This is a genomic window from Enterobacter cloacae complex sp. P27C (assembly GCF_014895705.1).
Classification (GTDB): Bacteria; Pseudomonadota; Gammaproteobacteria; order Enterobacterales; family Enterobacteriaceae; genus Enterobacter; species Enterobacter bugandensis.
In genome coordinates this window covers 263,764-287,562 of the sequence record NZ_JADBQB010000001.1, presented here as the reverse complement: position 1 = coordinate 287,562, position 23,799 = coordinate 263,764, and the positions used below count along the sequence as shown (strand labels likewise).

Sequence of the window (23,799 nt, the reverse complement as noted above, 5' to 3'; positions counted from 1 at the left end):
CTAGAAACGAACCAGCGCGGAACCCCAGGTGAACCCGCCACCGAAGGCTTCAAGCAAGACCAGCTGGCCCCGTTTGATTCGTCCGTCGCGTACCGCTTCATCAAATGCGCACGGTACCGACGCCGCAGAGGTGTTGCCGTGACGATCCAGCGTCACCACAACGTTATCCATCGACATGCCCAGCTTTTTAGCGGTGGCGCTGATGATACGCAGGTTCGCCTGATGCGGCACCAGCCAGTCGAGTGCGGTGCGTTCAAGGTTATTTGCTTCCAGCGTCTCATCGACAATGTGCGCAAGCTCGGTCACCGCCACCTTGAACACCTCGTTACCCGCCATGGTCAGGTAGATGGAGCTGTCCGGATTAACGCGATCGGCGTTAGGCAGCGTTAACAGCTCGCCGTAGCGGCCATCGGCATGCAGATGCGTGGAGATGATACCCGGCTCTTCGGACTGCCCCAGCAGCACCGCACCGGCACCATCACCGAAAATAATGATCGTTCCGCGATCGGTTGGATCGCAGGTACGCGCCAAAACGTCAGCACCGATAACCAGTGCATATTTGACGGAGCCAGATTTAACGTACTGATCGGCAATGCTCAGCGCGTAGGTGAAACCTGCGCACGCGGCGGCAACGTCAAACGCCGGGCAGCCTTTAATACCGAGCATGTTCTGCACCTGACACGCCGCGCTTGGGAAAGCATGCGTGGCAGACGTCGTGGCAACCACGATCAAGCCAATCTCTTCTTTATCGATACCCGCCATTTCGATAGCGCGCTGTGCGGCTTCGTAACCCATGGTGGACACGGTTTCGTCTGGCGCGGCGATACGACGTTCACGGATACCTGTGCGCGTGACAATCCACTCGTCAGACGTATCTACCATTTTTTCCAGATCGGCGTTGGTACGCACTTGTTTTGGCAGGTAGCTGCCGGTACCTAAAATCTTCGTATACATGTACGCTCAGTCACTTTTAGCTAATACAGATTCCAGGCGAGCGGCAATCCGCTGAGGGACTTGTCGCTGCACCGCCTGCACTGCCTGTTCAATGGCGACAGAAAATGCTCGCTGATTGGCGGCGCCATGACTCTTAATCACGATGCCGCGCAATCCTAACAGACAGGCGCCATTATACTGGTCGGGGTTGAGGTGACTGAATCGCCGCGTCAGGCTCTTTTGTAACCAACGCTTCAATAAAATCAACCACCAGGCGCTTTTTTTGCCTTCTCCCTGAGATTTCAGCAGAGAAAGGAACATGCGCACGACCCCTTCCATGGTCTTCAACGTTACGTTTCCGGTGAAGCCATCGCACACCAGAACATCCGTTTTTCCCGTCAGCAACTCATTGGCTTCGAGATAACCAATATAGTTGATGGAGGGAACCTGTTTGAGCATTTCAGCAGCGTCGCGAATGCTGTCCAGGCCTTTGGTCTCTTCTTCACCAATATTCAATAACGCAACGCGGGGATTGTTGATCCCGACCACGTCTTCTGCCAGCACCGACCCCATCACGGCGAACTGAGCCAGCATGGTACTATCACAATCCACGTTAGCGCCCAAATCGAGCACCACCGTTTTCCCCTTCTGCTGATGCGGTAACACCGTCACCAGCGCCGGGCGCTCAATGCCCTCAATCGGCTTGAGCAGTAATTTCGACAGCCCCATCAGCGCGCCGGTATTGCCGGCGCTGACGCAAGCCTGCGCTCGCCCTTCTTTTACCAGCTCCAGCGCCATGCGCATAGAGCTGCCACGGCTATTACGAATCGCCTGTGAGGGGCGTGCATCACTGGCAATAACTGACTGCGCAGGAATAATCTGCAGACGCGAACGTTGTTCAAAGTCAGCTTTTGCAAGTAATGGCGTGATTGTGTCGGGATTGCCGACTAAAAGAAGTGTGAGTTGCGAATTAGAATTCAGTGCCTGCAATGCTGCAGGCACTGTCACGGAAGGGCCAAAATCTCCCCCCATGACATCTAACGCCAGGGTTAGACGTGTCAAGGTATCGTCGCAGCCTGGTTCGGTAACTTCCCCGTTTGCACGGGGAAATCCTCACTAAGCCTAATCACGCTTTCGCGCGATTACTTAGTGATAACCTTGCGGCCGCGGTAGAAACCGTCAGCGGTGATGTGGTGACGCAGGTGTTTCTCACCAGAAGTCTTGTCTACAGACAGGCTGGTAACTGCAGTCAGCGCGTCATGGGAACGACGCATGCCACGTTTGGAACGGGTTGGTTTATTCTGTTGTACGGCCATGGACCTTACTCCTCAATTACTTACGCTTTAAGCTGGCTAATACGGCAAATGGGTTTGGTTTTTGCGCTTCATCAGGCAGTTCCCCAAAGACCATGTCCGCCTCGGACACTTCACAGTGTTCAGAATCATGCACCGGAACGACTGGCAAGGAGAGGATGATTTCATCTTCAACCAGAGCCAGAAGATCGATTTCACCGAATTCGTTAACCTCAATCGGCTCATACGCTTCCGGGAGTGCTTCAGCCTGTTCGTCAGAACGAACCGGACTGAAACAATACGTTGTGTGAACATGCTGTACAAACGGTTTCCCGCAACGCTGACACTCGAGCGTTACCGTTACCTTTGCATCACCGGTTAAAACGGCGAGACGCTGGTTGTCGATAGCGAACGACATGGAGCATTCTACATCACTGTCCACACTGACTACAGATTCGGCAATACGCTCGGCCTGATCGGAAGTATAGATACCTTCGTAATCAAGGCGTTTTTGAGCCGTACGAACCGGATCAAGAGTCAGGGGTAATTTTACCTTTTGCATAGGGCGCGCATATTAACTTTGTAACGTCATAGAGTCAAAGAAAAAGGCAACCAGAGCTGCCTTTTGCCAATTATTCGCACACATTGCGGCCTGTAGTTTAAAATGGCTGGCATCGATACGCTATATCTGGTGATAAAAATATGCCAAATCTCGTCCTTGCTTCCACTTCTCCCTACCGTCGAACGCTGCTGGAAAAGCTCGGGATCCCGTTTGAATGCGCCGCGCCAGAAGTAGATGAGACGCCGCAACCGGGCGAATCACCTCGTCATCTGGTAACGCGTCTCGCTAAGGAGAAAGCGCAATCGCTGGCCGCACGTTATCCTGCACATTTGATTATAGGCTCCGATCAGGTTTGCGTGCTGGACGGCGAAATCACCGGCAAGCCTCATACGGAGGAGAATGCCTGCCAGCAGCTTCTGCGTGCGCGGGGCACTATCGTGACCTTTTACACGGGCCTGGCGCTCTATAACTCCGCCTCCGGCCATCTGCAAACCGAATGCGAGCCGTTCGACGTGCACTTCCGCCATCTTAGCGAGCAGGAGATTATGGACTACGTGCGCCGGGAACGTCCGCTGAACTGCGCAGGAAGCTTCAAAAGTGAGGGGCTGGGAATTGCGCTGTTCGACAAGCTGGACGGTCGGGATCCGAACACACTGGTGGGATTGCCGCTGATTGCCTTGTGCCAGATGTTACGGCGAGAAGAGTGTAATCCGCTGATCGTGTAAGTTATGCCCAGCGGCGCTTCGCTTGCACGGGCCTACGGGTTTCGTAGGCCGGGTAAGCGCAGCGCCACCCGGCACATAATCAGCCGCGCAGAACCTTCAGGCAGCGTTTCAACTGCTCGTCCAGCGGCGCTTCAATATGGATAATTTCCCCGGTATTAGGATGGGTAAACTTCAGCGCTGCCGCATGCAGGAACAGACGCGACAGGCCCGTACCCGCCAGCTGTTTATCAAATTCCCGGTCGCCGTAGCGGTCATCAAACGCAATCGGATGGCCCGCAAACTGGGTATGCACGCGAATCTGGTGGGTACGCCCCGTCACCGGGCTGCAACGCACCAGCGTGGCAAACTCATAGCGCTCTTCTACCTTAAAGCGCGTCTCCGACGGTTTCCCTTCCTGGCTCACGCGCACAATGCGCTCGCCGCTTTGCAGAATGTTCTTCAGCAGCGGGGCCTGCACCACCTTCACGTGGGACTGCCACTGACCGCGCACCAGCGCCAGATAATCTTTCTGCATGCCCTTCTCACGCAGCTGCTCGTGCAGGGAACGCAGCGCTGAACGCTTTTTCGCTACAAGGAGCACGCCTGAGGTATCACGGTCCAGGCGGTGAACCAGTTCGAGGAAACGGGCTTCCGGACGCAGCGCACGTAACCCTTCAATCACGCCGAAGCTCAGACCGCTACCACCGTGGACCGCGGTACCCGATGGCTTATTCAGCACCAGAATATGATCGTCCTCATAAAGGATGACATCGCTCAGGGCCGCGACTTTTTGCAGCTTCGGCGAAACCACCTCTTCTTCACGTTCAGCCACGCGAACCGGTGGAATACGCACTTCATCACCGGCTTCGAGCTTATACTCAGGCTTCACGCGTTTTTTATTCACCCGCACCTCGCCCTTACGCAGGATGCGGTAAATCATACTCTTTGGCACGCCCTTCAGTTGGGTGCGCAAGAAGTTATCGATGCGTTGCCCCGCGTAGTCATCCGCGATAGCAACCATTTTTACGGCTGGAGTCTCTGTTTTCATGGTTGGCGATTCTAAATATCGTCAGCCATTAGCGCCACTCATTTTTCTATGCTTATATTTACTTTTATCCGGCCTGCGCCCCGTTTCACGCAATCGATTTGGTGGTTATTAAACCAATCACCACCTTGAGGTGAAGAAACTGTGAGTAACCGGGTGATAATTGGTAAAAGTCATCTTGCTATAACCCGGCGAGCAGTGGAATAATGGGGCTGTTTTCCGCGTTAAATCCGGGTTTTGTAAGGATGTCGACGGAATGACCAATTTTGTCTGACCGATCATCCACGCAGCAATGGCGTAAGACGTATTGATCTTTCAGGCAGTTAGCGGGCTGCGGGTTGCAGTACTTCCCGGTATAAGGATTGTTCTCTGGAGAGTTCTACCCAGGCAATTCCCCTGATAATTGCGCTGTGTTTCCGTATGAAATACAGGCAACCGACACTCTGCGCCTCTTAAGCGAGCGACAACCGTGAGGTTGGCGACGTGAACAGACACGAGGCCATCGGTTCATACCCCGGAAAGCGTCACCTTGCCCGCAGCTTTGTCGTCAATGTAAGAATAACGAGTAAGTTACGATGAAAAGAATGTTAATCAACGCAACTCAGCAAGAAGAGTTGCGTGTCGCCCTTGTGGATGGGCAGCGCCTGTACGATCTGGATATCGAAAGTCCTGGACACGAACAGAAAAAAGCGAACATTTACAAAGGTAAAATCACCCGCATTGAACCAAGCCTTGAAGCTGCATTTGTCGATTACGGTGCTGAGCGTCATGGTTTCCTCCCTCTGAAAGAAATCGCCCGCGAATATTTCCCTGCAAACTACAACGCCCATGGCCGCCCAAACATCAAAGATGTTCTGCGTGAAGGTCAGGAAGTTATCGTTCAGATTGATAAAGAAGAGCGCGGCAACAAGGGTGCCGCACTGACCACCTTTATCAGCCTGGCGGGGAGCTATCTGGTGCTGATGCCAAACAACCCGCGCGCGGGGGGCATCTCTCGCCGTATCGAAGGTGATGACCGTACCGAGCTGAAAGAAGCGCTGGCAAGTCTTGAGCTGCCGGATGGCATGGGGCTTATCGTGCGTACCGCGGGCGTGGGCAAATCTGCCGAAGCGCTGCAGTGGGACCTGAGCTTCCGTCTGAAGCACTGGGAAGCTATCCAGAAAGCCGCAGAAAGCCGCCCTGCTCCGTTCCTGATCCACCAGGAAAGCAACGTTATCGTGCGTGCCTTCCGTGATTACCTGCGTCAGGACATCGGTGAGATTCTGATCGATAACCCGAAAGTGCTTGAGCTGGCTCGCCAGCACATCGCCGCGCTGGGTCGTCCGGATTTCACCAGCAAAATTAAACTGTACACCGGTGAAATCCCGCTGTTCAGCCATTATCAGATCGAATCCCAGATCGAGTCCGCCTTCCAGCGTGAAGTGCGCCTGCCGTCTGGCGGTTCTATCGTTATCGATACCACCGAAGCGCTGACCGCTATCGACATCAACTCCGCGCGTGCTACCCGCGGCGGGGACATCGAAGAGACGGCCTTCAACACCAACCTTGAAGCCGCTGATGAAATCGCCCGCCAGCTCCGCCTGCGCGACCTGGGCGGTCTGATTGTTATCGACTTCATCGACATGACCCCTGTTCGCCACCAGCGCGCGGTTGAAAACCGCCTGCGTGAAGCGGTGCGTCAGGATCGCGCGCGTATCCAGATTAGCCACATCTCGCGCTTCGGCCTGCTGGAGATGTCCCGCCAGCGTCTGAGCCCGTCGCTGGGTGAGTCCAGCCATCACGTCTGCCCGCGCTGCTCCGGCACCGGTACCGTACGTGATAACGAATCGCTGTCTCTCTCTATCCTGCGTCTGATTGAAGAAGAAGCGCTGAAAGAGAACACCAAAGAGGTTCACGCCATTGTGCCTGTGCCGATTGCCTCCTACTTGCTGAACGAAAAACGTGCAGCGGTCAGCGCAATCGAAGCGCGTCAGGGCGGCGTTCGCTGCATCATCGTGCCAAACGACCAGATGGAAACCCCGCACTATCACGTGCTGCGTGTCCGTAAGGGCGAAGAGACCAGCACCCTCAGCTACCTGCTGCCGAAGCTGCATGAAGAAGAGATGGCGCTGCCTTCCGATGAAGAACCTGCCGAGCGCAAACTGCCAGAGCAGCCTGCGTTAGCGACCTTCATTATGCCTGAAGCCCCACCGGAAGCGGCGCTGGAAAAACCGGCAGCCAAACCGGCGGCGCAGAAACCAGAAGCCGCGGCCGCGAAAGTCCAGCCGGCGCAACCGGGTCTGCTGAGTCGCTTCTTCGGCGCGCTGAAGAAGATGTTTGCGGGTGAAGAAGTTCAGCCAGAGCAGCCGAAAGAAGAACCTAAAGCTGCCAAACCTGAACGTCAGCAGGACCGTCGCAAGCGTCAGAACAACCGCCGCGATCGTAACGACCGCAGCGACCGTAACGAGCGTCGTGACAGCCGTTCAGACAATAACGAAGGCCGTGAACAGCGCGAAGACAACCGTCGCAACCGTCGCGAGAAACAGCAGCAGAATGTTGAAGATCGTGAAATTCGCCAGCAGGCGGGCGATGAGTCCGAGAAGAGCAAGCAGCGCGACGAGCAGCAGCCACGCCGCGAACGCAACCGTCGTCGTAACGACGAGAAGCGTCAGGCGCAGCAGGAAGTTAAAAACCTGAACCGCGAAGAGCCCGCTGAGCAGCAGGACGGCGAGCAGGAAGAACGTACTCAGGTGATGCCTCGTCGTAAGCAGCGCCAGCTGGCACAGAAAGTGCGCATTGGTGCGGCTCCGGTAGAAGAAACCACCGTAGTTGCGGCTGAAGTGGCAGAAACCGCAACAGGCACGCAGGTTGCAAAAGTTGACCTGCCAGCCGTAGTGGACAATAACGTTGAGCAGGATGAAAACGGTGAAAACCGTGACAACGCGGGTATGCCGCGTCGCTCCCGCCGTTCTCCGCGTCATCTGCGCGTGAGTGGCCAGCGTCGTCGTCGCTACCGTGACGAGCGTTATCCGACTCAGTCTCCAATGCCGTTGACCGTGGCGTGCGCGTCACCAGAAATGGCATCCGGCAAAGTCTGGATCCGTTATCCGGTCGCTCGCCTGGAACAGGTTGTTGAAGAGCAGGCTGTGACCGAAGAGGTGATTGCTCCTGTAGCAGCGGTTGAAGACGCTGTGACCGAAGCAGCAACCGTGGTTGAACCTCAGGTTGTTGAAGCGGCAGAACCACACGCAGTGGACGTCGAAACCACCCATCCTGAAGTGATTGCCGCGCCGGTTGATGCCGCACCGCAGATTATCGCCGAAGAAGATGTCGTGGTGGCTGAGGAAGTCGCTGAAGAGGCTGAACCAGTAGCCGCAGTGGAAGAAGCCGCTGAAACCGTCGTAGAAACCACCACTGAAGAAATCGTTCAGGACGTTGAGATTCAGGTTGAACCGGTTGTTGAAGAAGCGAAAGCGCCTGAAGTGGAGCCAGAGCCGGTTAAGGTTGTTACCGCTCCTGCGCCTGCTCACGTTGCGACAGCGCCGATGACGCGCGCTCCGGCACCAGAGTATGTGCCTGAAGCACCGCGTCACAGCGACTGGGTTCGCCCGGCGTTCAGCTTTGACGGTAAAGGCGCTGCAGGCGGTCACAGTGCAACGCATCAGGCGACTGCACCAGCGACGCGTCCACAGTCTGTCGAATAACGACGCAGAAAGTAAAAAGCCGACCTTCGGGTCGGCTTTTTTTATGGCTGCTGCACGGGCTTTCTCATCCCGGTGACCTCCGGCATGATCTGCCGCATTAGCTCCAGAAATCGCCGCAAGCGCGCAGGATAATACCGGGACCAGGGGTAAACCAGATGCACCGGTAACGCCGCCGGCTGCCACTCTGGCAGCAAATGTACCAGCCGACCTTCCCGGATATCATCCTGTACCGTCCAGCTGGATACTACCGCCACGCCAAGACCGGTGAGTGCCGTAGTGCGTGCGACATACAGACTGTCAGTGCTCAGGCGTGGGGTAATTATCACGCGTGCGGTGGCGGATGATGCCTCGTGAAAAAGCTCCACATGGCGCTGGTAGAAAGAGCTAATGGCAATCCAGGGAAGCTGCTGCAAATCCTCCGGGGCGTTAACCGTCGGAAAGCGGTCCAGCAATGCCGGAGAAGCCACCACCGAGCGCGGCACTTCGGCCAGCAGCACGGACACGGTCGCCGGGTCGACTTCCATTCCCACCCGAATAGCGCAGTCAAGGTTGTCGCCCAGAAAATCAGCCGACCGATCGTTGAGCATCCACTCAATAGAAAGCTGCGGATAACGCTGTAGAAATTCTGTTAGTGGTTTCAGGAGCTGATCCTGACCAAACGCATGCGGTGCCCGCACCCGCAGCACGCCTACAGGTTCATCTTCCGTCTGCCCCACCTCATCTTCCAGCGCCAGCCAGCTGTCAATTACCCGACGGGCATGCTGATAGCAGCGCTCCCCGTCATCCGTCAGCCGCGTCGTGTGGGTGGTGCGCAACATCAGACGCACGCCCAGCATAGTCTCAAGCGACTGCAGCCGCCGGCTCACCGTGGCCTGGGTGGTGTCCAGCTGCCGTGCCGCCGCAGAGAGGGAACCCGCCTCCACAATGCGGACAAACGTCCGCATTAGCTCTACCCTGTCTATACGCTCAGCTCTTTTCATTTACTTTTCATCAATACGTTCAACGTATAAGCGTTTTACCACCGCGCCCGCTACCGCCGCAAGGCGTACTGATGAAAAATAGCCTCACACGATGAATGAGGAACGTCTTATGAACACAACAACCGCCGCCCATGCCGTAAGCCGCTGGGTAATCTTAATGCTGGCGCTGGGTGCAGGCTTCAGCGTGGCATCCATCTATTATGCCCAGCCTCTGCTGCCTCTGATGGGCGCCGACCTTCACCTGAGTATCGAAGGAATGGGCCTGGTCCCGACCCTCACCCAGGCGGGATATGCCTTAGGGATCCTGTTCCTGTTGCCGCTCGGCGATCGCCACGACCGCAGAACGTTAATCCTGATAAAGAGCGCGGCCCTGGCTCTGTTCCTGCTGGGCTGTAGCCTGACCGGACAGATCCACTCCCTGCTGCTGGCAAGCCTGCTCATCGGCATGGCCGCCACCATGGCGCAGGATATTGTCCCGGCTGCGGCGATCCTTGCGCCGGAAGGCAAACAGGGGAAAACCGTGGGTACGGTGATGACCGGTCTGCTGCTGGGCATTTTGCTCTCCCGAACCGTCAGCGGCGTGGTGGGCGAAGCGTTTGGCTGGCGCGTGATGTATCAGCTGGCTGCGGGAAGTATTGCGTTTATCGGCGTGGTGATGTGGGCCGTACTCCCTCGTTTCGCCGTTCACTCCACGCTGAGCTATCCCGCACTGCTGCGCTCGATGGAACATCTGTGGCGTCGCTATCCCGCTCTGCGCCGTGCCGCGCTGGCCCAGGGTTTTCTGTCGATAGCCTTTAGCGCCTTCTGGTCTACGCTTGCGGTCATGCTGCTGGAACGCTATCACCTCGGGAGTGCCGTCGCCGGTGGTTTTGGTATCGCAGGGGCAGCCGGTGCGTTGGCAGCCCCGCTGGCGGGCGGCCTGGCGGATAAACTGGGTGCCGGGAAAGTCACGCAGCTTGGTGCCGTCCTTGTGACCGTCTCGTTTGCCCTGATGTTCCTGATGCCCGCCCTGGGGATTCACGGACAGCTGATTCTGATTGCCGTCTCTGCTATCGGGTTCGATCTGGGCCTGCAGTCCAGCCTGGTCGCGCACCAGAATCTGGTTTACAGCCTTGAGCCACAGGCGCGGGGTCGTCTGAACGCCCTGCTCTTTACCGTGATCTTTATCGGCATGGCTTTGGGTTCCGCGTTAGGCAGCAATATTTACACGCTGGCTGGCTGGACGGGCGTGGTTGCGCTGGCAACGGTCTGCGGCATCATTGCGCTGGCAATCCGTATGATTGAAAGCGCGCGGGTCGCCTCGGCACCAGCAGAAATGGCATAAAAAAAATGCCCAATCCAGACGGATTGGGCAGTAAAACATGCCCAGTTTCAAGACATGTTCCAAGAGGTCAAGATGTTATTTGTTCAGCTGGAACAGAGACATGCCCTGCATATCGCTAAACGCTTTATAAGAGGCCTGCAGGGCCGCCTGCTGCATGGTGTAAGAGGAGATCGCTTCGTTCCAGTCGACATCAACCAGGTCGCTCATCTGCTTGGTCTGACCCAGCGCGCGGTCATCGCCCAGCGTATCGAGTTTTTCCAGCTCGTTCATCTTCGTTCCCACATCCGCAACAACCGTCAGGACATTGTTCTGAGAGTTTTTGATGCCGATTTGCGCGTTGGAAATCACCTGGCTTTGCGCGGCGGCGGCGGCCGGATCGTTCTCAATCGGCGTTTTCAGCGACGCAATGGCAGAGTCCAGGATTTTAAACATGTTGGTGTCGCCATAGCCCCCGCCCGGCAGCTCTTGCGCATTACTGGTAATGCTCTCGAAGATCTGCTGGCCGGTATGGCTGATTGCCATGTTTCGCGCCGTATCAACCTGCTGCGTAATCGCCTCAGTACCACCATTGTAGGTGCCGGTTGCGGCATCAAACGGCGCGGTCTCGGTTTTGTATCCCGCAAAGATAAAACGACCGTTGCCGTCCGTGGTGTTAGCCAGGTTCATCAGCTGGTCGCGGATCCCCTGGATATCGGTCGCCAGAGAGAGACGGTCGTCATCGCTTAACGTGCCGTTAGACGCATAGACCAGCTTCTCACGCACGCTTGATAACGCAGTATTCACCTGGGCCAGCACGTTATCTTCCAGCGAGACCTTCTGCGTTGCAAAGGTACGCGCTAACGCAAACTGGCTGTTTTGTGACTGAGATTGTGACAGCACAATGGACTGCGAAGCCGCGATAGGATCGTCCGACGGACGGTTGACGCGCTTACCGGTCGACATTTGCTCACCGTAGCTCAGCCATTTGCTCTGGGAATCGGTGATCCCACGCATGTTCTGCTCGTACATCATCTGGGTGCTAATGCGCATTATTCACCTCAACCTTAACGAATGTTGATAATTGCATCAAAGAGCGTACTGGCAGTCTGAAGCACCTGCGCGTTGGCGAGGTAGTACTGCTGATACCGCTGCAGGTTGCCATACTCTTCGTCGAGGTTGACCCCGGAGATGCTCTGCTGCTGCTTGGTTAACTGCGTTTCCACGTTGGCTTTTGTCTGGCTGCTCACCTTCAGTGAGGCAGTGGTGCTCCCGACGGTGCTGACGAGCGAAGCGTACGCATCGTTGAAGGTTTTGTTTCCGCCAACCACTTTGCTGTTTTGCAGATCGAGCATTTTCTGCCCGTTGCGGTTGTCGCTCTCACCGCCCTTCTGCACCGCGGCCATGGCCAGTTTGGACTCGTCGCTGATGGACAATTCCATATTCATGATGACATCGGCCACGGGCTTCACGGTAAAGCTGTCTTTGGTATTTGCCGAACCGCTGACGTTCACGTTGAGGCCATCAAACGACAGATTACCGCTGGCATCCGGGCTCATTGTAAAGCTGGTCTTGTCCGAGGCACGGGTGATGGTCCAGTCGGTGCCGTTAAACTGCAGCGTATAGTCCGTTGCCTGAACTTTGGTGCTGTCCGCAACGGTGGCAGTGACCGCCGCCGTGCCGCTATTCTTGCTGTTGGAAAGCACGGCCGGAGAACCAAAGTCGAACAGCTTACCGCCCGCATCGCCATTGGCATCAAAGCCGGCCTCATGCTGTTTGTTCATCGCATCAGCAAAGGCCAGCGCCATCTGGTTCAGGGTGTTACGAGCTTTATCCAGATCTTCAGCACGGAACGTCAGCAAACCGCCTAACGAACCGGTCGTGATCGTCTTTTCCGGGATCTCGACATTACCCACCACGTCATCAACGTAGGCGATAGTGGTACGGGACGGATCGGCGCTGGACTTCACGGCCGCCAGCTGGTTAGCTTTGCTGCCTTGCACCAGGCTGTAACCGTTGCCGAAAGAGATGTTATACGTGCCGCTATCCTGCACAGAGACTTCCACGCCCACGATTTTGTTCAGCTCAGTGACGAGCTGATCGCGCTGGTCGAGCAAATCATTCGGGGATGCGCCCGCGCCAACGCCGGTCAGACGGGAGATCTGATCGTTCAGGTTGGCAATCTGTTTGGCGTAGTTGTTGATCTGCGACACGCTGGTTGAAATCGCGGTATTCACCTGCGAATCCTGATCGCGGAGATACTGATCGTTGGTTTTGAACTGATTGACCAGGCCGCTCGCTTTTCCCAGCACCGTCTGACGCGCAGCCGGGTCTTCCGCGTTGCTCACCAGCGTTTGCAGGCTCTTAAAGAAATCCTGCAGGGTGGTGGAAAGCGAGTTGGTGGTATCGGAGAGCACATCGTCAATTTTTGACATCTGCTGATAGCGCGTGGTCAGGCCGCTGCTCTGGGTCTGCGCGGCGCGCAGCTGGTTGGTGATGAAAGCGTCATATTCACGCTGGACACCGGAGACATATACCCCGTTACCCACCCAGCCACCGCCGGTCAGCGTGCTGTTAGATGCACCCAGCACCGTCGTCTGGCGGGTGTAACCTGCCACGTTATAGCTTGAAATATTATTACTGACGGTATTGAGTGCCGACTGCGCGGCACTGAGGCCACTCATGGCGCTGTTAATCAAACTGGACATGGGGGTTCCTTTTATACGTTCAGACACGAGTCCTGATGAAGGTTATCGGCAACCTCCACCGGGACTTGAGAACTTTCAGAACAGATTTTCGATATCTGTGCTATAGGCTTTGCTGACCTTCTCGCCCATCGATTTCAGCTGCTGGATCATGCTGGTGAGCTTGCGCGCGTAGTTCGGGTCGGTTGCGTAGCCCGCGTTTTGCAGGGCCTGAGCGCCCTGCTCCGCTGTCGCCGCCTGCGTAACGGCGGTATAGCGCGGATTTCGGCTCAGCAGCCCCACATAGTCAGACAACGCTTCCAGATAAGAGCTGTAAACGCGGAATTTGGCTTTCACCTTCACCGCCGCGCCGTTCTCGTATTCCGTAGTCGTGATCTCGGTGGTCGGCCCCTTCCAGCTGGAGGTGGCCTTCACGCCGAAGATGTTGAAGCTCGGGTCGCCGTTTTCCTTGCGGATCTGGCGCTGGCCCCAGCCCGACTCCAGCGCGGCCTGGGCCAGAATCAGGTGGTGAGGCACGCCGCTCTGTTCACTGGCAAGCCGTGCCGGCAGAGAAAGCTGCGCCAGGAAGTCTTTGCTGTCACCGGAGAGCGCCTCGTCGCCGCTGCCCGTTGCCTTCGGTATCGCTTTACGCACCATCTGCGTCAGCGCCTGGTTCTGATAACTGGTCACCGTTTCGAGGTCGAACTTCATCGGCACCTGCGGCGTCTGCTCTTCTGGCTGAACACCCTGTGCGGCGGCGGTCTGTTTGACAATCATGTCAGCCAGACCGAGGCCTTTACCGGCGGTCATCTGCTGCGCAATCTGCTGGTCATACATGCTGGTGTAGAGACGCGTTGAATCGCTGCTGAACATCCCGTCTTTCGGCAGGGTTTCGCGCATGCTCTTCAGCATCATCTGTACAAACATCCCTTCCACCTGGCGGGCAACCGGGCGGATATTCGCCGCCGGGTCTTTACCTGCTTTGGCTTTCAGTTCGTTGAGCGACTGGGCGTCCCAGGCGGCACTGGTCAACAGTTTGCTATCGGTCAACATTAGATGATTTCCAGTTTGGCGCGCAGGCAGCCCGCGCTTTGCATCGATTGCAGAATGGACATCAGATCCATCGGCGTCGCGCCCAGGGCGTTCAGGGCACGTACCACGCTGTTCAGGTTGGCGCTGGAGCGCACGCTCTGCAGGGAACCGCCGCTCTGGCGTAAATCAATCTGCGTTTGCGGCGTCACTACCGTCTGGCCGCCACCAAATGGTGTATCCGGCTGGCTGACGTTGGCGGAACGGTTAACCGTCACCGACAGGTTACCCTGCGCCACGGCACAGCTATCCAGCGACACTTCCCGGTTCATCACCACGGAGCCCGTACGGGAGTTGATGATCACTTTGGCATCCTGCACCGGCACGTTCACTTCCAGATTCTGGATATCCGCCAGCATGCGCACCTGGTTGCTGCTGCCGGTGGAGGTGCGGATCTGCACGGTACGCGCATCCAGTGCCGTGGCATTGCCATAGCTGCGGTTGATGGTGTCGGCAATCTGCTGCGCCATCGTGAAGTCTTCATTATTCAGCTGCAGGTTGATGGTGTTGCCCGCGCCAAACTGGGTCGGCAGTTCACGCTCGATGATCGCACCGTTGGTGATGCGCCCGCCGTTCAGCTGGTTCACCTGTACGCTGCTTCCACCAGCGGATGCGCCTGCCCCGCCGACCAGGATGTTCCCCTGCGCCAGCGCGTAGACCTGGCTGTCGACGCCTTTCAGCGGGGTCATCAGCAGCGTACCGCCGCGCAGGCTTTTGGCGTTACCCATTGAGGAGACCACCACGTCAATGGTCTGCCCCTGGCGCGCAAACGCCGGGTATGAGGCAGTGACCATTACCGCGGCCACGTTTTTCAGCTGCATGTTGGTTCCCGCCGGCACGGTAATGCCGAGCTGGGAAAGCATGTTGTTTAAGCTTTGGGTGGTAAACGGCGTCTGGGTCGTCTGGTCACCGGTACCGTCCAGCCCCACCACCAGGCCATAGCCAATCAGCGAGTTCCCGCGGACGCCCTGAACGCTGGTGAGATCGCGAATGCGATCGGCCTGGGCAAACGTTGCGACAAGAACCAGCGCCGCGGCGAAGATCGATTTAAACATGGGTCACCTCGCTTACATCGGCGATAAATTAAGGAAGAAGCGCTGCAGCCAACCCATATTCTGCGCTTCATTAATGTAGCCGTTGCCGACGTACTCAATGCGCGCATCCGCCACCTGGGTGGACGGAACGGTGTTGGTGCCGCTGATGGTGCGTGGATTCACCACGCCCGAGAAGCGAATGAATTCAGTGCCCTGGTTAATGGCGATCTGTTTTTCACCCACGACGTGTAAATTGCCGTTAACCAACACCTGGTCAACCGTGACCGTCAGCGTACCGCTGAAGGTGTTGCTGGCGTTCGCGCCACCTTTACCGTTAAAGGTGTTGCCGCCGGAGGCCTCAACATCCGCACGGGCATTGCCGAACAGGCCCTGCAGATAGCGTGGAACGGTGTCAAAGCCAAAATTGGTTTTGCCATCGCGGCTGGCGTTCGCCGACGAGCTCTTGCTCGCGCTGACGTTTTCCTGCAGCACAATGGTCAATGTATCGCCGACATTACGCGGGCGGCGATCTTCAAACAGCGGCTGATAGCCGTAGTTAATCGGCTGCGCGGTCTGGAAAATGGAGCCGTTTACAACTGGCGCAGGGCCAGGAACGGGTTGGGCAGTCGTCGCACCCTGGACCAATGGTTTAGACGGGATCCAGGCACACCCGGTGAGGGTGACGGCCAGAACAGTCAGTATCGGATAACGAAACGCCGCGTTTTTTTGCATTGCATTCATCTTCGAAAACAGGGAGCCGGTGCGGGGTTTACCGCACCGGGCTACACCTTAGAGTTGCGTCAGTTTCTGCAGCATCTGATCGGTCGTCGACACTGCTTTACTGTTAATTTCATACGCGCGCTGGACCTGGATCATATTCACCAGCTCTTCCGCCACGTTCACATTGGAGGTTTCGACATACCCCTGATACAGCAGACCGGCACCGTTCAGGCCTGGCGTACTTTCATTTGGCGTACCGGAGGATTGCGTTTCGGTGTAGAGGTTCTCACCAATGCTTTCCAGACCGGTATCGTTCATGAAGGTGGTCAGGTTGAGCTGGCCGACCTGGACCGGCGCGGCCTGCCCCTGCTGGGTCACGCTCACGATGCCGTCGCGGCCGATGGTAATACTCAGGGCGTTCGCCGGAATGGTGATCGCAGGCTGAACCTGGAAACCGCCCGCCGTCACCAGTTGACCGTTCTGATCGACCTGGAAGGAACCGTCACGGGTGTAGGCAGAGGTCCCGTCAGGCAGCTGCACCTGGAAGAAGCCCTGGCCTTTGATCGCCACGTCTTTGCTGTTGTTGGTCTGAGACAGGTTGCCCTGGCTATGCAGACGCTCGGTCGCCACCGGGCGAACGCCGGTACCGATCTGCAGGCCTGACGGCAGCGTCGTCTGTTCAGAAGACTGCGCGCCCGGCTGGCGGATGGTTTGATAAAGCAAATCTTCGAAAACGGCGCGCTGACGCTTGAAACCATTGGTGCTCACGTTTGCCAGGTTGTTGGCAATCACATCCATGTTGGTTTGCTGCGCGTCCAGGCCAGTTTTCGCGATCCATAAAGAACTGATCATAAAGAGTCCTGTTAACTCATCGACAGAAGTTGGTTAGCCTTGCCCGCGTTTTCGTCCACGCTGCTGATAATTTTCATCTGCATTTCAAAACGACGGGCGCTGGCGATCATGTCGCTCATAGCGGCTACCGGCTTAACGTTGCTGCCTTCCAGAACGCCGGACATCACGCGGATGCTCGGATCGGCCTGTAAAGTGGCACCACGGGTAGCCTGAGCTGCCTGGGTCAGACGGAACATGCCGTCGTCGCCGCGCTGCACCTCTTTGCCTTCCGCTTTGACCAGCTTCAGACGCCCGACGGGGGCAACGGTGTTGGCCGGATCGCCCGGGTTCAGCGCCGAGATGGTGCCGTCCGCGGCGATGGTCAGCTCAGAGCCTTCCGGCACGGTCAGCGGGCCCGCTTCACCCATCACCGGATGCCCCTGAATCGTCAGCTGGCCGGTCGCGCTGACCTGGATATTCCCGTTACGGGTATAGCCTTCGCCACCGTCCGCCGTTTGCACCGCCAGCCAGCCGTCCTGCTGCAGAGCAACGTCCAGCGGGCGTGAGGTGTAATCCATCTGCCCTGGCGTCATGTCTGCGCCCGGGGTGGATGCCGCCACCAGCGTACGGGTCGGCAGGGAGAGCCCTTCCACCGGCACCGCGCGCAGCGCATTCAGCTGCGCGCGAAAGCCCGGCGTAGAGGCGTTTGCCAGATTGCTGGCGGTAACGGCCTGCTGGCTGAGCGTCTGACTTGCCGCGCCCATCGCGGTATATATTGCGTGATCCATTGCGCTTTCCTGTTAGCCGCTTAACGCAGGTTAACCAGCGTGTTGAGGATCTGATCCTGGGTCTTGATGGTCTGCGCGTTCGACTGATAGTTACGCTGCGCGACAATCATGTTCACCAGTTCTTTACTCAGGTCCACGTTAGAGGCTTCCAGCGCGCCGTTGGTCAGCGTGCCGAAGTTACCGGAGCCCGCGGTGCCCAGCAGCGCCACGCCGGAGGACTGGGTAGCCGACCAGACGTTATCGCCTTCAGATTTCAGACCTTCGTTGTTGGCGAAGTTTGCCAGCACGATCTGGCCCAGCACCTGAGTCTGCTCGTTGGAGTAGTTCCCGACGACGGTGCCGTCATCGTTAATCTGATAGCTCACCAGGTCGCCCGGCTTGAAGCCGTTCTGGTTGGTCGCCACGATATTGTTCGCACCGGTGTTCTGCTGCATGGAGTTAGCAAAACTCATCGCGAAGGTCGCCGGGTCCGCACCTGGGATAGTCGCGGTAGTGATGTTGATGTTTCCACCCCCGATCAACGTACCGTTATTATCGAAGGTCAAGGTAGTGACCGCTGGTGCCGCGCTGCCTGCCACGCTGCCGTCCTGGGCATACACTTTCCAGGAGTTAGCAGGGGTTGCATCTTTGACGTAAAACAGGTTCATGTTGTGCGCATTACCCTGGCTATCAAAGACGGTTACCGTACCTTTTTTGTTGTAGGTATCCGGGTTGGCCGGATCGAAGGCGGCGGTTGGTGCAGCATCGGTGGAGTTGAGGTTAATCTGCTGGGAAGCCGTGGTGGTGGACTTCGCGGCCATCAGCGTGGTCGGGATATTAATCGCCTGTGGATTCGCACCGGTCTGAACCGTTGATGGCGTTCCCGCAACCGGATACCCCGTTAATTGCATCCCCTGCATGTTCACCAGGTTACGGTTTTCGTCCAGCTTGAACTGGCCGTTACGGCTGTAGAACACCGAGCCGTTTGCATCGACCATACGGAAGAAACCGTTCTGGCTGATGGCAACGTCCAAGCCACGACCGGTGTTGGTGGTGGTACCGTCGGTAAAGTCCTGAGTGATGCCCGCCACTTTTACGCCCAGACCCACTTTGGAACCGGCAAACATATCTGCAAAAGACGCAGAACCGGATTTGAAACCATAGGTCGCGGAGTTGGCGATGTTGTTGCCAATGACGTCCAGGTTGGTGGCCGCAGCATTCAGGCCGCTGACCGCTTGAGAAAAGGCCATGACTTACTCCTGATAAGTGTTAAGGCTTAGATAATCTGCCGAACTTCGTCGAGTGTGGTGGTACCTGAAGTACCCAAATCCAGTTTGTTGCCGTCGCCCCCTTTAATCACGCCCTGAACCAGCGCGAACTGCAGCGGCTGCGCCACCAGCTGGGTCGTCCCGTTGCTGGCGCTAATCGCGACTTTGTAGGAGCCATTTGGTGCTTTCGTGCCGTCGGTCAGGCTGCCGTCCCAGGTAAAGGTGTGAACGCCCGCTTTCAGCTCGCCGATGTCGATGGTGCGAACCACGGCGCCGGTTGAGTCGGTGATCGTCGCCGTCACTTTGTCAGCCGCCTGCTGCAATTCAACGCCGAACGGCGTAGTGGTGGTGGTCGATGTACCGTCGGTGGTGCTGGTGCCCGCCAGGATCGTGGTCCCCGGGATCATCACACCGTGACCAATCAGGCTTGCCGCCTGCAGGGACTGAGCGCTGTTAATCTGACCGGAGACGGAACCGAGGGTGGTGTTCAGTTTCTCAATGCCGCTCACGGTACTGATCTGCGCAAGCTGCGTGGTCAGTTCGTTGTTCTGCATTGGGTTAGTCGGATCCTGGTTCTTAAGCTGCGCCACCAGCAGCGTCAGAAAACTGCTCTGCAAATCGGAGGCATTGCTTCCCGTCAGGGAGCTGGAGCTTGTCGAACTTTTGGTGTTGTTAACACCCGTGTTCGTCGGATCATTCACATTTACGGCGATGGACATGCATGTCTCCTTTACTGGCCGAGAGTGAGTGTTTTGAGCATCATGCTCTTCACGGTATTAAGCACTTCGACGTTCGCCTGGTAGCTACGGGACGCCGACATGGAGTTCACCATCTCGCCTACCACATCCACGTTTGGCATCTTCACGTATCCGTTAGCGTCCGCGAGCGGGTTACCTGGCTCATACACCAGCTTGTCCGGCGCCTGGCTCTCAACCACGTCAGACACCTTCACGCCGCCCGTTGCCGCGCCTGGCGCAGCGTCGACCTGAAACACAACCTGTTTGGCACGATAAGGCTGTCCGTCAGGTCCGGTCACGCTGTCGGCGTTCGCCAGGTTACTGGCGGCCACGTTCAGACGTTTGGACTGGGCAGTTAGCGCCGAGCCGGCGATATCAAAAATATTCAGCAAGGCCATTTATCAGTTGCCCCCCTGCAGGACGTTCATCATGCCTTTGATTTGTCCGCCGAGTACGGTCAGGCCCGTCTGGTATTTCAGGCTGTTATCGGCAAACTGCGTACGCTCCCGGTCCATATCCACGGTGTTACCGTCGAGTGAAGGCTGGTCAGGAATGCGATAAAGTAAATCGGTCGCTGGCGCGGTCATCGCCTGAGCGGGAATATGGCGAGAGGATGTCATGGCGAGTGCAACACCGGTTCCTTCGGCACGTCCACGCTCCATCACCTTTTTGAGCTCACTGGAAAAATCAATATCGCGCGCCTGATACCCGGGCGTATCGGCGTTAGCGATGTTGGCGGCTAAAATCTCCTGCCGCTGGGCGCGTAAATTGAGCGCTTCCTGCTGAAAACGTAACGCGGCGTCGAGTTTATCGAGCATGTCTCCTCCGCTAATGGCAAAATTTCAGTTCACAGCTTAAATCTCACCCGGTCTCCCCTATCGACGGAATAAGCACAAAATGCGTCGCTATTTATTCCGTTGATGCAAAACCACTGCAGGTAGAATTCATCCAACTCTGGAAACGGTGGAACTTGCGATGCAAACGTTAAAACGTGGCCTGATGGCAACCTTCTTGCTGTTTAGCCCTCTGGTGAGTGCCGGGGATTTACAGGATGCGCTGACGAATTTTTTTGCCCAGAAGCTGGCGGGATTTAGCGATGACGTTAACGTGACCATCCGCACGCCGCCGAATCTGTATCCGACCTGCGAGCAACCGTCATTCAGCGTGACGGGGACCACGAAGCTGTGGGGCAATGTGAACGTCCTGGCACGCTGCGCCAACGAAAAACGCTATTTACAGGTTGCAGTTCAGGCGACGGGCAATTATGTTGTCGCCGCCGTCCCCATTGTGCGTGGCAGCGCGCTGCAGGCAAACAGCGTGACGTTAAAGCGCGGGCGTCTGGATCAGCTCCCGCCGCGGACAATGCTGGACATTAACCAGGCACAGGACGCCGTCAGCCTGCGCGATGTCGCGCCGGGCCAGCCGATTCAGCTCTCCATGCTGCGCCAGGCGTGGCGTGTCAAAGCTGGACAGCAGGTGATGGTCGTTGCCAACGGAGACGGCTTTAGCATCAACAGTGAAGGGAAAGCTTTAAACAATGCCGCGGTAGCGCAAAACGCCCGCGTCAGAATGTCCTCAGGCCAGGTGGTGAGCGGAACCGTCGATTCTGATGGGAATATTCTGATTAACCTATAATCTTTTTAAAGATTTCGCGGCGCGTGCCGATAAATATTCCACTAATGATGATGTCAGGCGCAAACGCCGCGAACCCTCGATGAGGACAACACTATGAGCATTGATCGTACATCAGCCCTGAAGCCGGTAAGCGCTGTACAGCCTCGCGAAACGAACGACGCTACCCCTCAGAAAACGCGTCTGGAAAAACCGTCAACGTCTAACAGCACCAGCGTGACCCTGAGCGATGCCCAGGCAAAACTGATGCAGCCAGGCAGCAACGATATCAATATGGAACGTGTTGAAGCGCTGAAAACGGCTATTCGCAACGGTGAGCTGAAAATGGACACCAGCAAAATCGCTGATGCCCTGATTCAGGAAGCACAGAGTTTCTTACAGAGTAACTAACCGTATGAGTCGACTGTCAGAAATACTGGATCAAATGACGGTTGTCCTGAACGACCTGAAAACGGTAATGGATGCTGAACAACAGCATCTCTCTTCCGGTCACATTAACGGCAGCGCGCTGCAGCGTATTACTGAAGATAAGAGTTCGCTGCTGGCCACGCTGGATTATCTGGAGCAGCAGCGCCGCGCCGAGCAGGACTCGAAGCGCAGCGCCAATGACGATATTGCCGAGCGCTGGCAGACCATTACCGAAAAAACCCAGCATCTTCGCGATCTCAACCAGCATAACGGCTGGCTGCTTGAAGGCCAGATAGAGCGTAATCAGCAGGCGCTTGAGGTGCTGAAGCCGCATAAAGAAACCGGACTGTACGGCGCGGATGGTCAGACGGCGACGGCACGTATTGCGGGTGTAAAAAAGATTTCGATTTGACGCGTAAGCGACAAATCATGCAATGGGGAGCACCCTGAGGTGAACTCCCCTTTTGGCGTTTATGCCGTCCGGCGGGTAAACTCTTTCACTTTGAAGCCCAGCACGGCGAGCGTGGCAAAATACGCTACCACCCCAACGCCCACCACGGCCATCAGCCGCATCAGACGATAAGGCATCGTACCCAGAGACCACTCCGGCATGACGTACATCATCCCGATGAGTGCCGCAGACATCACCAGCACCGCCACGACCAAACGCACGAGGAAACTTGCCCACCCCGGCTGCGGCGTAAAGATATCCTGCTTGCGCAGCTGCCAGTAAAGCAGCCCGGCATTCAGACAGGCCGCCAGACCAATAGAAAGCGACAAGCCGGCATGCTTCAGCGGGCCGATAAATGCCAGGTTCATCAGCTGCGTCATAATCAGCGTCACAATGGCAATTTTCACCGGCGTTTTAATGTCTTGACGCGAATAGAACCCCGGCGCCAGCACTTTGACGACAATCAGCCCCATCAATCCCACCGAGTAAGCGACCAGCGCGCGCTGGGTCATCGCGGCGTCAAACGCGGTGAATTTCCCGTACTGGAACAGCGACACCGTCAGCGGCTTGGCGAGGATCCCCAGCGCTACCGCGCTTGGCAGGGCCAGCAGGAAGCAGAGACGCAGGCCCCAGTCCATCAGGCGGCAGTATTCGTCATGGTTGCCGCTGGCAAAGCTTTTCGACAGCGACGGCAGCAGGATGGTCCCCAGCGCCACGCCCAGCACGCCGGACGGGAACTCCATCAGGCGGTCAGCGTAGTACATCCACGAGACAGAACCCGACACCAGGAAAGAGGCAAAAATGGTGTTGATGATAAGCGAGATCTGGCTGACGGAGACGCCAAGAATGGCGGGCCCCATCTGCTTGATAACGCGCATCGCTCCGGCATCTTTGAGGTTGATGCGCGGCAGCACCAGCATGCCGATTTTCTTCAGATGCGGCAGCTGATACGCCAGCTGCAGCACGCCGCCCACGGTGACCGCCCAGGCCAGCGCCAGCACCGGCGGGTTGAAGTGCGGCGCGGCGAACAGCGCAAAACCGATCATGCTGACGTTGAGAAACGTCGGCGCAAACGCCGGAACGGAGAAGCGGTTCCAGGTGTTCAGGATAGCCCCCACCAGCGAGGCCAGCGAGATCAGCAGAATATAGGGGAAGGTAATGCGCAGAAGCTGCGAGGTCAGGGCAAATTTATCCGCCGTGTCGGCAAAGCCGGGCGCGGTCACCATAATGACCCAGGGCGCGGCCAGCATACCGACTACCGTCACCACGGCCAGCGCCAGCGTCAGCAACCCGGAGACATAAGAGACAAACACGCGCGTCGCGTCTTCACCCTGCTTGCTTTTATATTCCGCCAAAATGGGCACAAACGCCTGGGAGAACGCCCCTTCAGCAAAAATGCGACGCAGCAGGTTCGGCAGCTTGAACGCCACGAAAAAGGCGTCCGTTGCCATCCCTGCACCAAAGACCCTTGCCACAATGGCATCGCGCGCAAAACCGAGAACGCGAGAGAACATGGTCATCGAGCTGACGGCCGCCAGCGATTTTAATAAGTTCATTAACGTGAATTTCCAGAACCATACGGATTTATAGACCGGGAACGCACAAGCGCCACCCGGCAAAGCCAACAAGCGGCGCTTAGTCTAACCCGATTTCAACGAATTACTATCCGCAGATGTTAC

General features: G+C 57.0%; 24 protein-coding genes. 6 read left to right on the top strand and 18 right to left on the bottom strand.

What is annotated here, in order from left to right; translation table 11 throughout:
* The 4 genes from IM291_RS01410 to yceD all read right to left on the bottom strand — a co-directional run bounded on the left by IM291_RS01410 (window position 1) and on the right by yceD (window position 2,787).
* The gene (locus IM291_RS01410) at window positions 1-954 is read right to left on the bottom strand and encodes a beta-ketoacyl-ACP synthase III (protein ID WP_041910515.1); all 954 of its coding nucleotides are present in this window, start codon (window positions 952-954) and stop codon (window positions 1-3) included.
* Window positions 955-960: 6 nt separating this feature from the next.
* Complete coding sequence (plsX, locus tag IM291_RS01405; RefSeq protein WP_028012715.1) at window positions 961-1,995, bottom strand: phosphate acyltransferase PlsX; 1,035 nt, start codon at window positions 1,993-1,995, stop codon at window positions 961-963.
* Window positions 1,996-2,075: 80 nt separating this feature from the next.
* Window positions 2,076-2,249, bottom strand: a complete 174-nt coding sequence (rpmF, locus tag IM291_RS01400) for a 50S ribosomal protein L32 (RefSeq protein ID WP_003857964.1) — start codon at window positions 2,247-2,249, stop codon at window positions 2,076-2,078.
* A gap of 16 nt (window positions 2,250-2,265) precedes the next feature.
* Window positions 2,266-2,787: a 23S rRNA accumulation protein YceD gene (yceD, locus tag IM291_RS01395; protein ID WP_021240759.1), complete on the bottom strand. Its 522-nt coding sequence runs from the start codon at window positions 2,785-2,787 to the stop codon at window positions 2,266-2,268.
* Between the two features lie 140 nt (window positions 2,788-2,927).
* Here yceD and IM291_RS01390 point away from each other — a divergent pair, with 140 nt between their 5' ends.
* On the top strand, window positions 2,928-3,512 hold the full coding sequence (locus tag IM291_RS01390; protein ID WP_059354893.1) for a nucleoside triphosphate pyrophosphatase: 585 nt from the start codon (window positions 2,928-2,930) through the stop codon (window positions 3,510-3,512).
* Window positions 3,513-3,591: 79 nt separating this feature from the next.
* Here the strand turns inward: IM291_RS01390 and rluC are convergent, their stop codons facing one another.
* Window positions 3,592-4,539 (bottom strand): 23S rRNA pseudouridine(955/2504/2580) synthase RluC, encoded by a 948-nt coding sequence (rluC, locus tag IM291_RS01385; protein ID WP_192985946.1) that lies wholly within the window; start codon window positions 4,537-4,539, stop codon window positions 3,592-3,594.
* A gap of 572 nt (window positions 4,540-5,111) precedes the next feature.
* Between rluC and rne the strand changes: the two genes are divergently transcribed.
* On the top strand, window positions 5,112-8,219 hold the full coding sequence (gene rne / locus IM291_RS01380) for a ribonuclease E (protein WP_192985945.1): 3,108 nt from the start codon (window positions 5,112-5,114) through the stop codon (window positions 8,217-8,219).
* A gap of 41 nt (window positions 8,220-8,260) precedes the next feature.
* Here rne and IM291_RS01375 read toward each other — a convergent pair whose 3' ends face one another.
* Window positions 8,261-9,199, bottom strand: a complete 939-nt coding sequence (locus tag IM291_RS01375; protein ID WP_192985944.1) for a LysR family transcriptional regulator — start codon at window positions 9,197-9,199, stop codon at window positions 8,261-8,263.
* Between the two features lie 109 nt (window positions 9,200-9,308).
* Between IM291_RS01375 and IM291_RS01370 the strand changes: the two genes are divergently transcribed.
* Window positions 9,309-10,523, top strand: coding sequence for an MFS transporter (locus IM291_RS01370; protein ID WP_028012710.1), 1,215 nt, complete (start codon window positions 9,309-9,311; stop codon window positions 10,521-10,523).
* 75 nt (window positions 10,524-10,598) lie between these two features.
* On the opposite strand, the gene flgL is transcribed toward IM291_RS01370, so the two are convergent.
* From flgL to flgB, 11 genes are all read right to left on the bottom strand, one after another.
* Window positions 10,599-11,552, bottom strand: a complete 954-nt coding sequence (gene flgL, locus IM291_RS01365) for a flagellar hook-associated protein FlgL (protein ID WP_048999996.1) — start codon at window positions 11,550-11,552, stop codon at window positions 10,599-10,601.
* A gap of 14 nt (window positions 11,553-11,566) precedes the next feature.
* Complete coding sequence (flgK, locus tag IM291_RS01360) at window positions 11,567-13,207, bottom strand: flagellar hook-associated protein FlgK (RefSeq protein WP_192985943.1); 1,641 nt, start codon at window positions 13,205-13,207, stop codon at window positions 11,567-11,569.
* A gap of 75 nt (window positions 13,208-13,282) precedes the next feature.
* Entirely contained in the window at window positions 13,283-14,236 is a 954-nt protein-coding gene (gene flgJ, locus IM291_RS01355; RefSeq protein WP_192985942.1) for a flagellar assembly peptidoglycan hydrolase FlgJ, read from the bottom strand.
* On the bottom strand, window positions 14,236-15,327 hold the full coding sequence (locus tag IM291_RS01350) for a flagellar basal body P-ring protein FlgI (protein WP_028012706.1): 1,092 nt from the start codon (window positions 15,325-15,327) through the stop codon (window positions 14,236-14,238). The genes flgJ and IM291_RS01350 overlap by 1 nt, the downstream gene beginning before the upstream one ends.
* Window positions 15,328-15,339: 12 nt before the next feature.
* On the bottom strand, window positions 15,340-16,038 hold the full coding sequence (gene flgH, locus IM291_RS01345; RefSeq protein ID WP_192985941.1) for a flagellar basal body L-ring protein FlgH: 699 nt from the start codon (window positions 16,036-16,038) through the stop codon (window positions 15,340-15,342).
* Between the two features lie 57 nt (window positions 16,039-16,095).
* Complete coding sequence (gene flgG, locus IM291_RS01340) at window positions 16,096-16,878, bottom strand: flagellar basal-body rod protein FlgG (RefSeq protein WP_000625853.1); 783 nt, start codon at window positions 16,876-16,878, stop codon at window positions 16,096-16,098.
* 11 nt (window positions 16,879-16,889) lie between these two features.
* Window positions 16,890-17,645, bottom strand: coding sequence for a flagellar basal body rod protein FlgF (locus IM291_RS01335; protein ID WP_028012705.1), 756 nt, complete (start codon window positions 17,643-17,645; stop codon window positions 16,890-16,892).
* A 20-nt stretch (window positions 17,646-17,665) separates the two neighbouring features.
* The gene (flgE, locus tag IM291_RS01330; protein ID WP_182035271.1) at window positions 17,666-18,874 is read right to left on the bottom strand and encodes a flagellar hook protein FlgE; all 1,209 of its coding nucleotides are present in this window, start codon (window positions 18,872-18,874) and stop codon (window positions 17,666-17,668) included.
* A 26-nt stretch (window positions 18,875-18,900) separates the two neighbouring features.
* A complete protein-coding gene (gene flgD / locus IM291_RS01325) occupies window positions 18,901-19,611 on the bottom strand; it encodes a flagellar hook assembly protein FlgD (RefSeq protein WP_041910524.1) in 711 nt (236 codons plus the stop codon).
* A gap of 11 nt (window positions 19,612-19,622) precedes the next feature.
* Entirely contained in the window at window positions 19,623-20,027 is a 405-nt protein-coding gene (flgC, locus tag IM291_RS01320) for a flagellar basal body rod protein FlgC (RefSeq protein ID WP_013097138.1), read from the bottom strand.
* Between the two features lie 3 nt (window positions 20,028-20,030).
* Window positions 20,031-20,447 carry a flagellar basal body rod protein FlgB gene (flgB, locus tag IM291_RS01315; protein WP_008500815.1) on the bottom strand — a complete coding sequence of 139 codons (417 nt, stop codon included), beginning with the start codon at window positions 20,445-20,447 and terminating at the stop codon, window positions 20,031-20,033.
* A 157-nt stretch (window positions 20,448-20,604) separates the two neighbouring features.
* Between flgB and flgA the strand changes: the two genes are divergently transcribed.
* From flgA to flgN, 3 genes are all read left to right on the top strand, one after another.
* Window positions 20,605-21,264 carry a flagellar basal body P-ring formation chaperone FlgA gene (flgA, locus tag IM291_RS01310; protein WP_192985940.1) on the top strand — a complete coding sequence of 220 codons (660 nt, stop codon included), beginning with the start codon at window positions 20,605-20,607 and terminating at the stop codon, window positions 21,262-21,264.
* A 93-nt stretch (window positions 21,265-21,357) separates the two neighbouring features.
* The gene (gene flgM, locus IM291_RS01305; protein WP_014883360.1) at window positions 21,358-21,651 is read left to right on the top strand and encodes a flagellar biosynthesis anti-sigma factor FlgM; all 294 of its coding nucleotides are present in this window, start codon (window positions 21,358-21,360) and stop codon (window positions 21,649-21,651) included.
* Between the two features lie 4 nt (window positions 21,652-21,655).
* A complete protein-coding gene (flgN, locus tag IM291_RS01300) occupies window positions 21,656-22,081 on the top strand; it encodes a flagella biosynthesis chaperone FlgN (RefSeq protein ID WP_028012701.1) in 426 nt (141 codons plus the stop codon).
* A gap of 59 nt (window positions 22,082-22,140) precedes the next feature.
* On the opposite strand, the gene murJ is transcribed toward flgN, so the two are convergent.
* The gene (gene murJ / locus IM291_RS01295; RefSeq protein ID WP_028012700.1) at window positions 22,141-23,676 is read right to left on the bottom strand and encodes a murein biosynthesis integral membrane protein MurJ; all 1,536 of its coding nucleotides are present in this window, start codon (window positions 23,674-23,676) and stop codon (window positions 22,141-22,143) included.
* Between the last annotated feature and the right edge of the window lie 123 nt (window positions 23,677-23,799).

Excerpts from the sequence above, each read along its gene's own strand:
- IM291_RS01410 (WP_041910515.1), bottom strand. The coding sequence starts at position 954 with ATGTATACGAAGATTTTAGGTACCGGCAGCTACCTGCCAAAACAAGTG.
- rpmF (WP_003857964.1), bottom strand. The coding sequence starts at position 2,249 with ATGGCCGTACAACAGAATAAACCAACCCGTTCCAAACGTGGCATGCGT.
- yceD (WP_021240759.1), bottom strand. The coding sequence starts at position 2,787 with ATGCAAAAGGTAAAATTACCCCTGACTCTTGATCCGGTTCGTACGGCT.
- IM291_RS01390 (WP_059354893.1), top strand. The coding sequence starts at position 2,928 with ATGCCAAATCTCGTCCTTGCTTCCACTTCTCCCTACCGTCGAACGCTG.
- rluC (WP_192985946.1), bottom strand. The coding sequence starts at position 4,539 with ATGAAAACAGAGACTCCAGCCGTAAAAATGGTTGCTATCGCGGATGAC.
- rne (WP_192985945.1), top strand. The coding sequence starts at position 5,112 with ATGAAAAGAATGTTAATCAACGCAACTCAGCAAGAAGAGTTGCGTGTC.
- IM291_RS01375 (WP_192985944.1), bottom strand. The coding sequence starts at position 9,199 with ATGAAAAGAGCTGAGCGTATAGACAGGGTAGAGCTAATGCGGACGTTT.
- IM291_RS01370 (WP_028012710.1), top strand. The coding sequence starts at position 9,309 with ATGAACACAACAACCGCCGCCCATGCCGTAAGCCGCTGGGTAATCTTA.
- flgL (WP_048999996.1), bottom strand. The coding sequence starts at position 11,552 with ATGCGCATTAGCACCCAGATGATGTACGAGCAGAACATGCGTGGGATC.
- flgK (WP_192985943.1), bottom strand. The coding sequence starts at position 13,207 with ATGTCCAGTTTGATTAACAGCGCCATGAGTGGCCTCAGTGCCGCGCAG.
- flgJ (WP_192985942.1), bottom strand. The coding sequence starts at position 14,236 with ATGTTGACCGATAGCAAACTGTTGACCAGTGCCGCCTGGGACGCCCAG.
- IM291_RS01350 (WP_028012706.1), bottom strand. The coding sequence starts at position 15,327 with ATGTTTAAATCGATCTTCGCCGCGGCGCTGGTTCTTGTCGCAACGTTT.
- flgH (WP_192985941.1), bottom strand. The coding sequence starts at position 16,038 with ATGCAAAAAAACGCGGCGTTTCGTTATCCGATACTGACTGTTCTGGCC.
- flgG (WP_000625853.1), bottom strand. The coding sequence starts at position 16,878 with ATGATCAGTTCTTTATGGATCGCGAAAACTGGCCTGGACGCGCAGCAA.
- IM291_RS01335 (WP_028012705.1), bottom strand. The coding sequence starts at position 17,645 with ATGGATCACGCAATATATACCGCGATGGGCGCGGCAAGTCAGACGCTC.
- flgE (WP_182035271.1), bottom strand. The coding sequence starts at position 18,874 with ATGGCCTTTTCTCAAGCGGTCAGCGGCCTGAATGCTGCGGCCACCAAC.
- flgD (WP_041910524.1), bottom strand. The coding sequence starts at position 19,611 with ATGTCCATCGCCGTAAATGTGAATGATCCGACGAACACGGGTGTTAAC.
- flgC (WP_013097138.1), bottom strand. The coding sequence starts at position 20,027 with ATGGCCTTGCTGAATATTTTTGATATCGCCGGCTCGGCGCTAACTGCC.
- flgB (WP_008500815.1), bottom strand. The coding sequence starts at position 20,447 with ATGCTCGATAAACTCGACGCCGCGTTACGTTTTCAGCAGGAAGCGCTC.
- flgA (WP_192985940.1), top strand. The coding sequence starts at position 20,605 with ATGCAAACGTTAAAACGTGGCCTGATGGCAACCTTCTTGCTGTTTAGC.
- flgM (WP_014883360.1), top strand. The coding sequence starts at position 21,358 with ATGAGCATTGATCGTACATCAGCCCTGAAGCCGGTAAGCGCTGTACAG.
- flgN (WP_028012701.1), top strand. The coding sequence starts at position 21,656 with ATGAGTCGACTGTCAGAAATACTGGATCAAATGACGGTTGTCCTGAAC.
- murJ (WP_028012700.1), bottom strand. The coding sequence starts at position 23,676 with ATGAACTTATTAAAATCGCTGGCGGCCGTCAGCTCGATGACCATGTTC.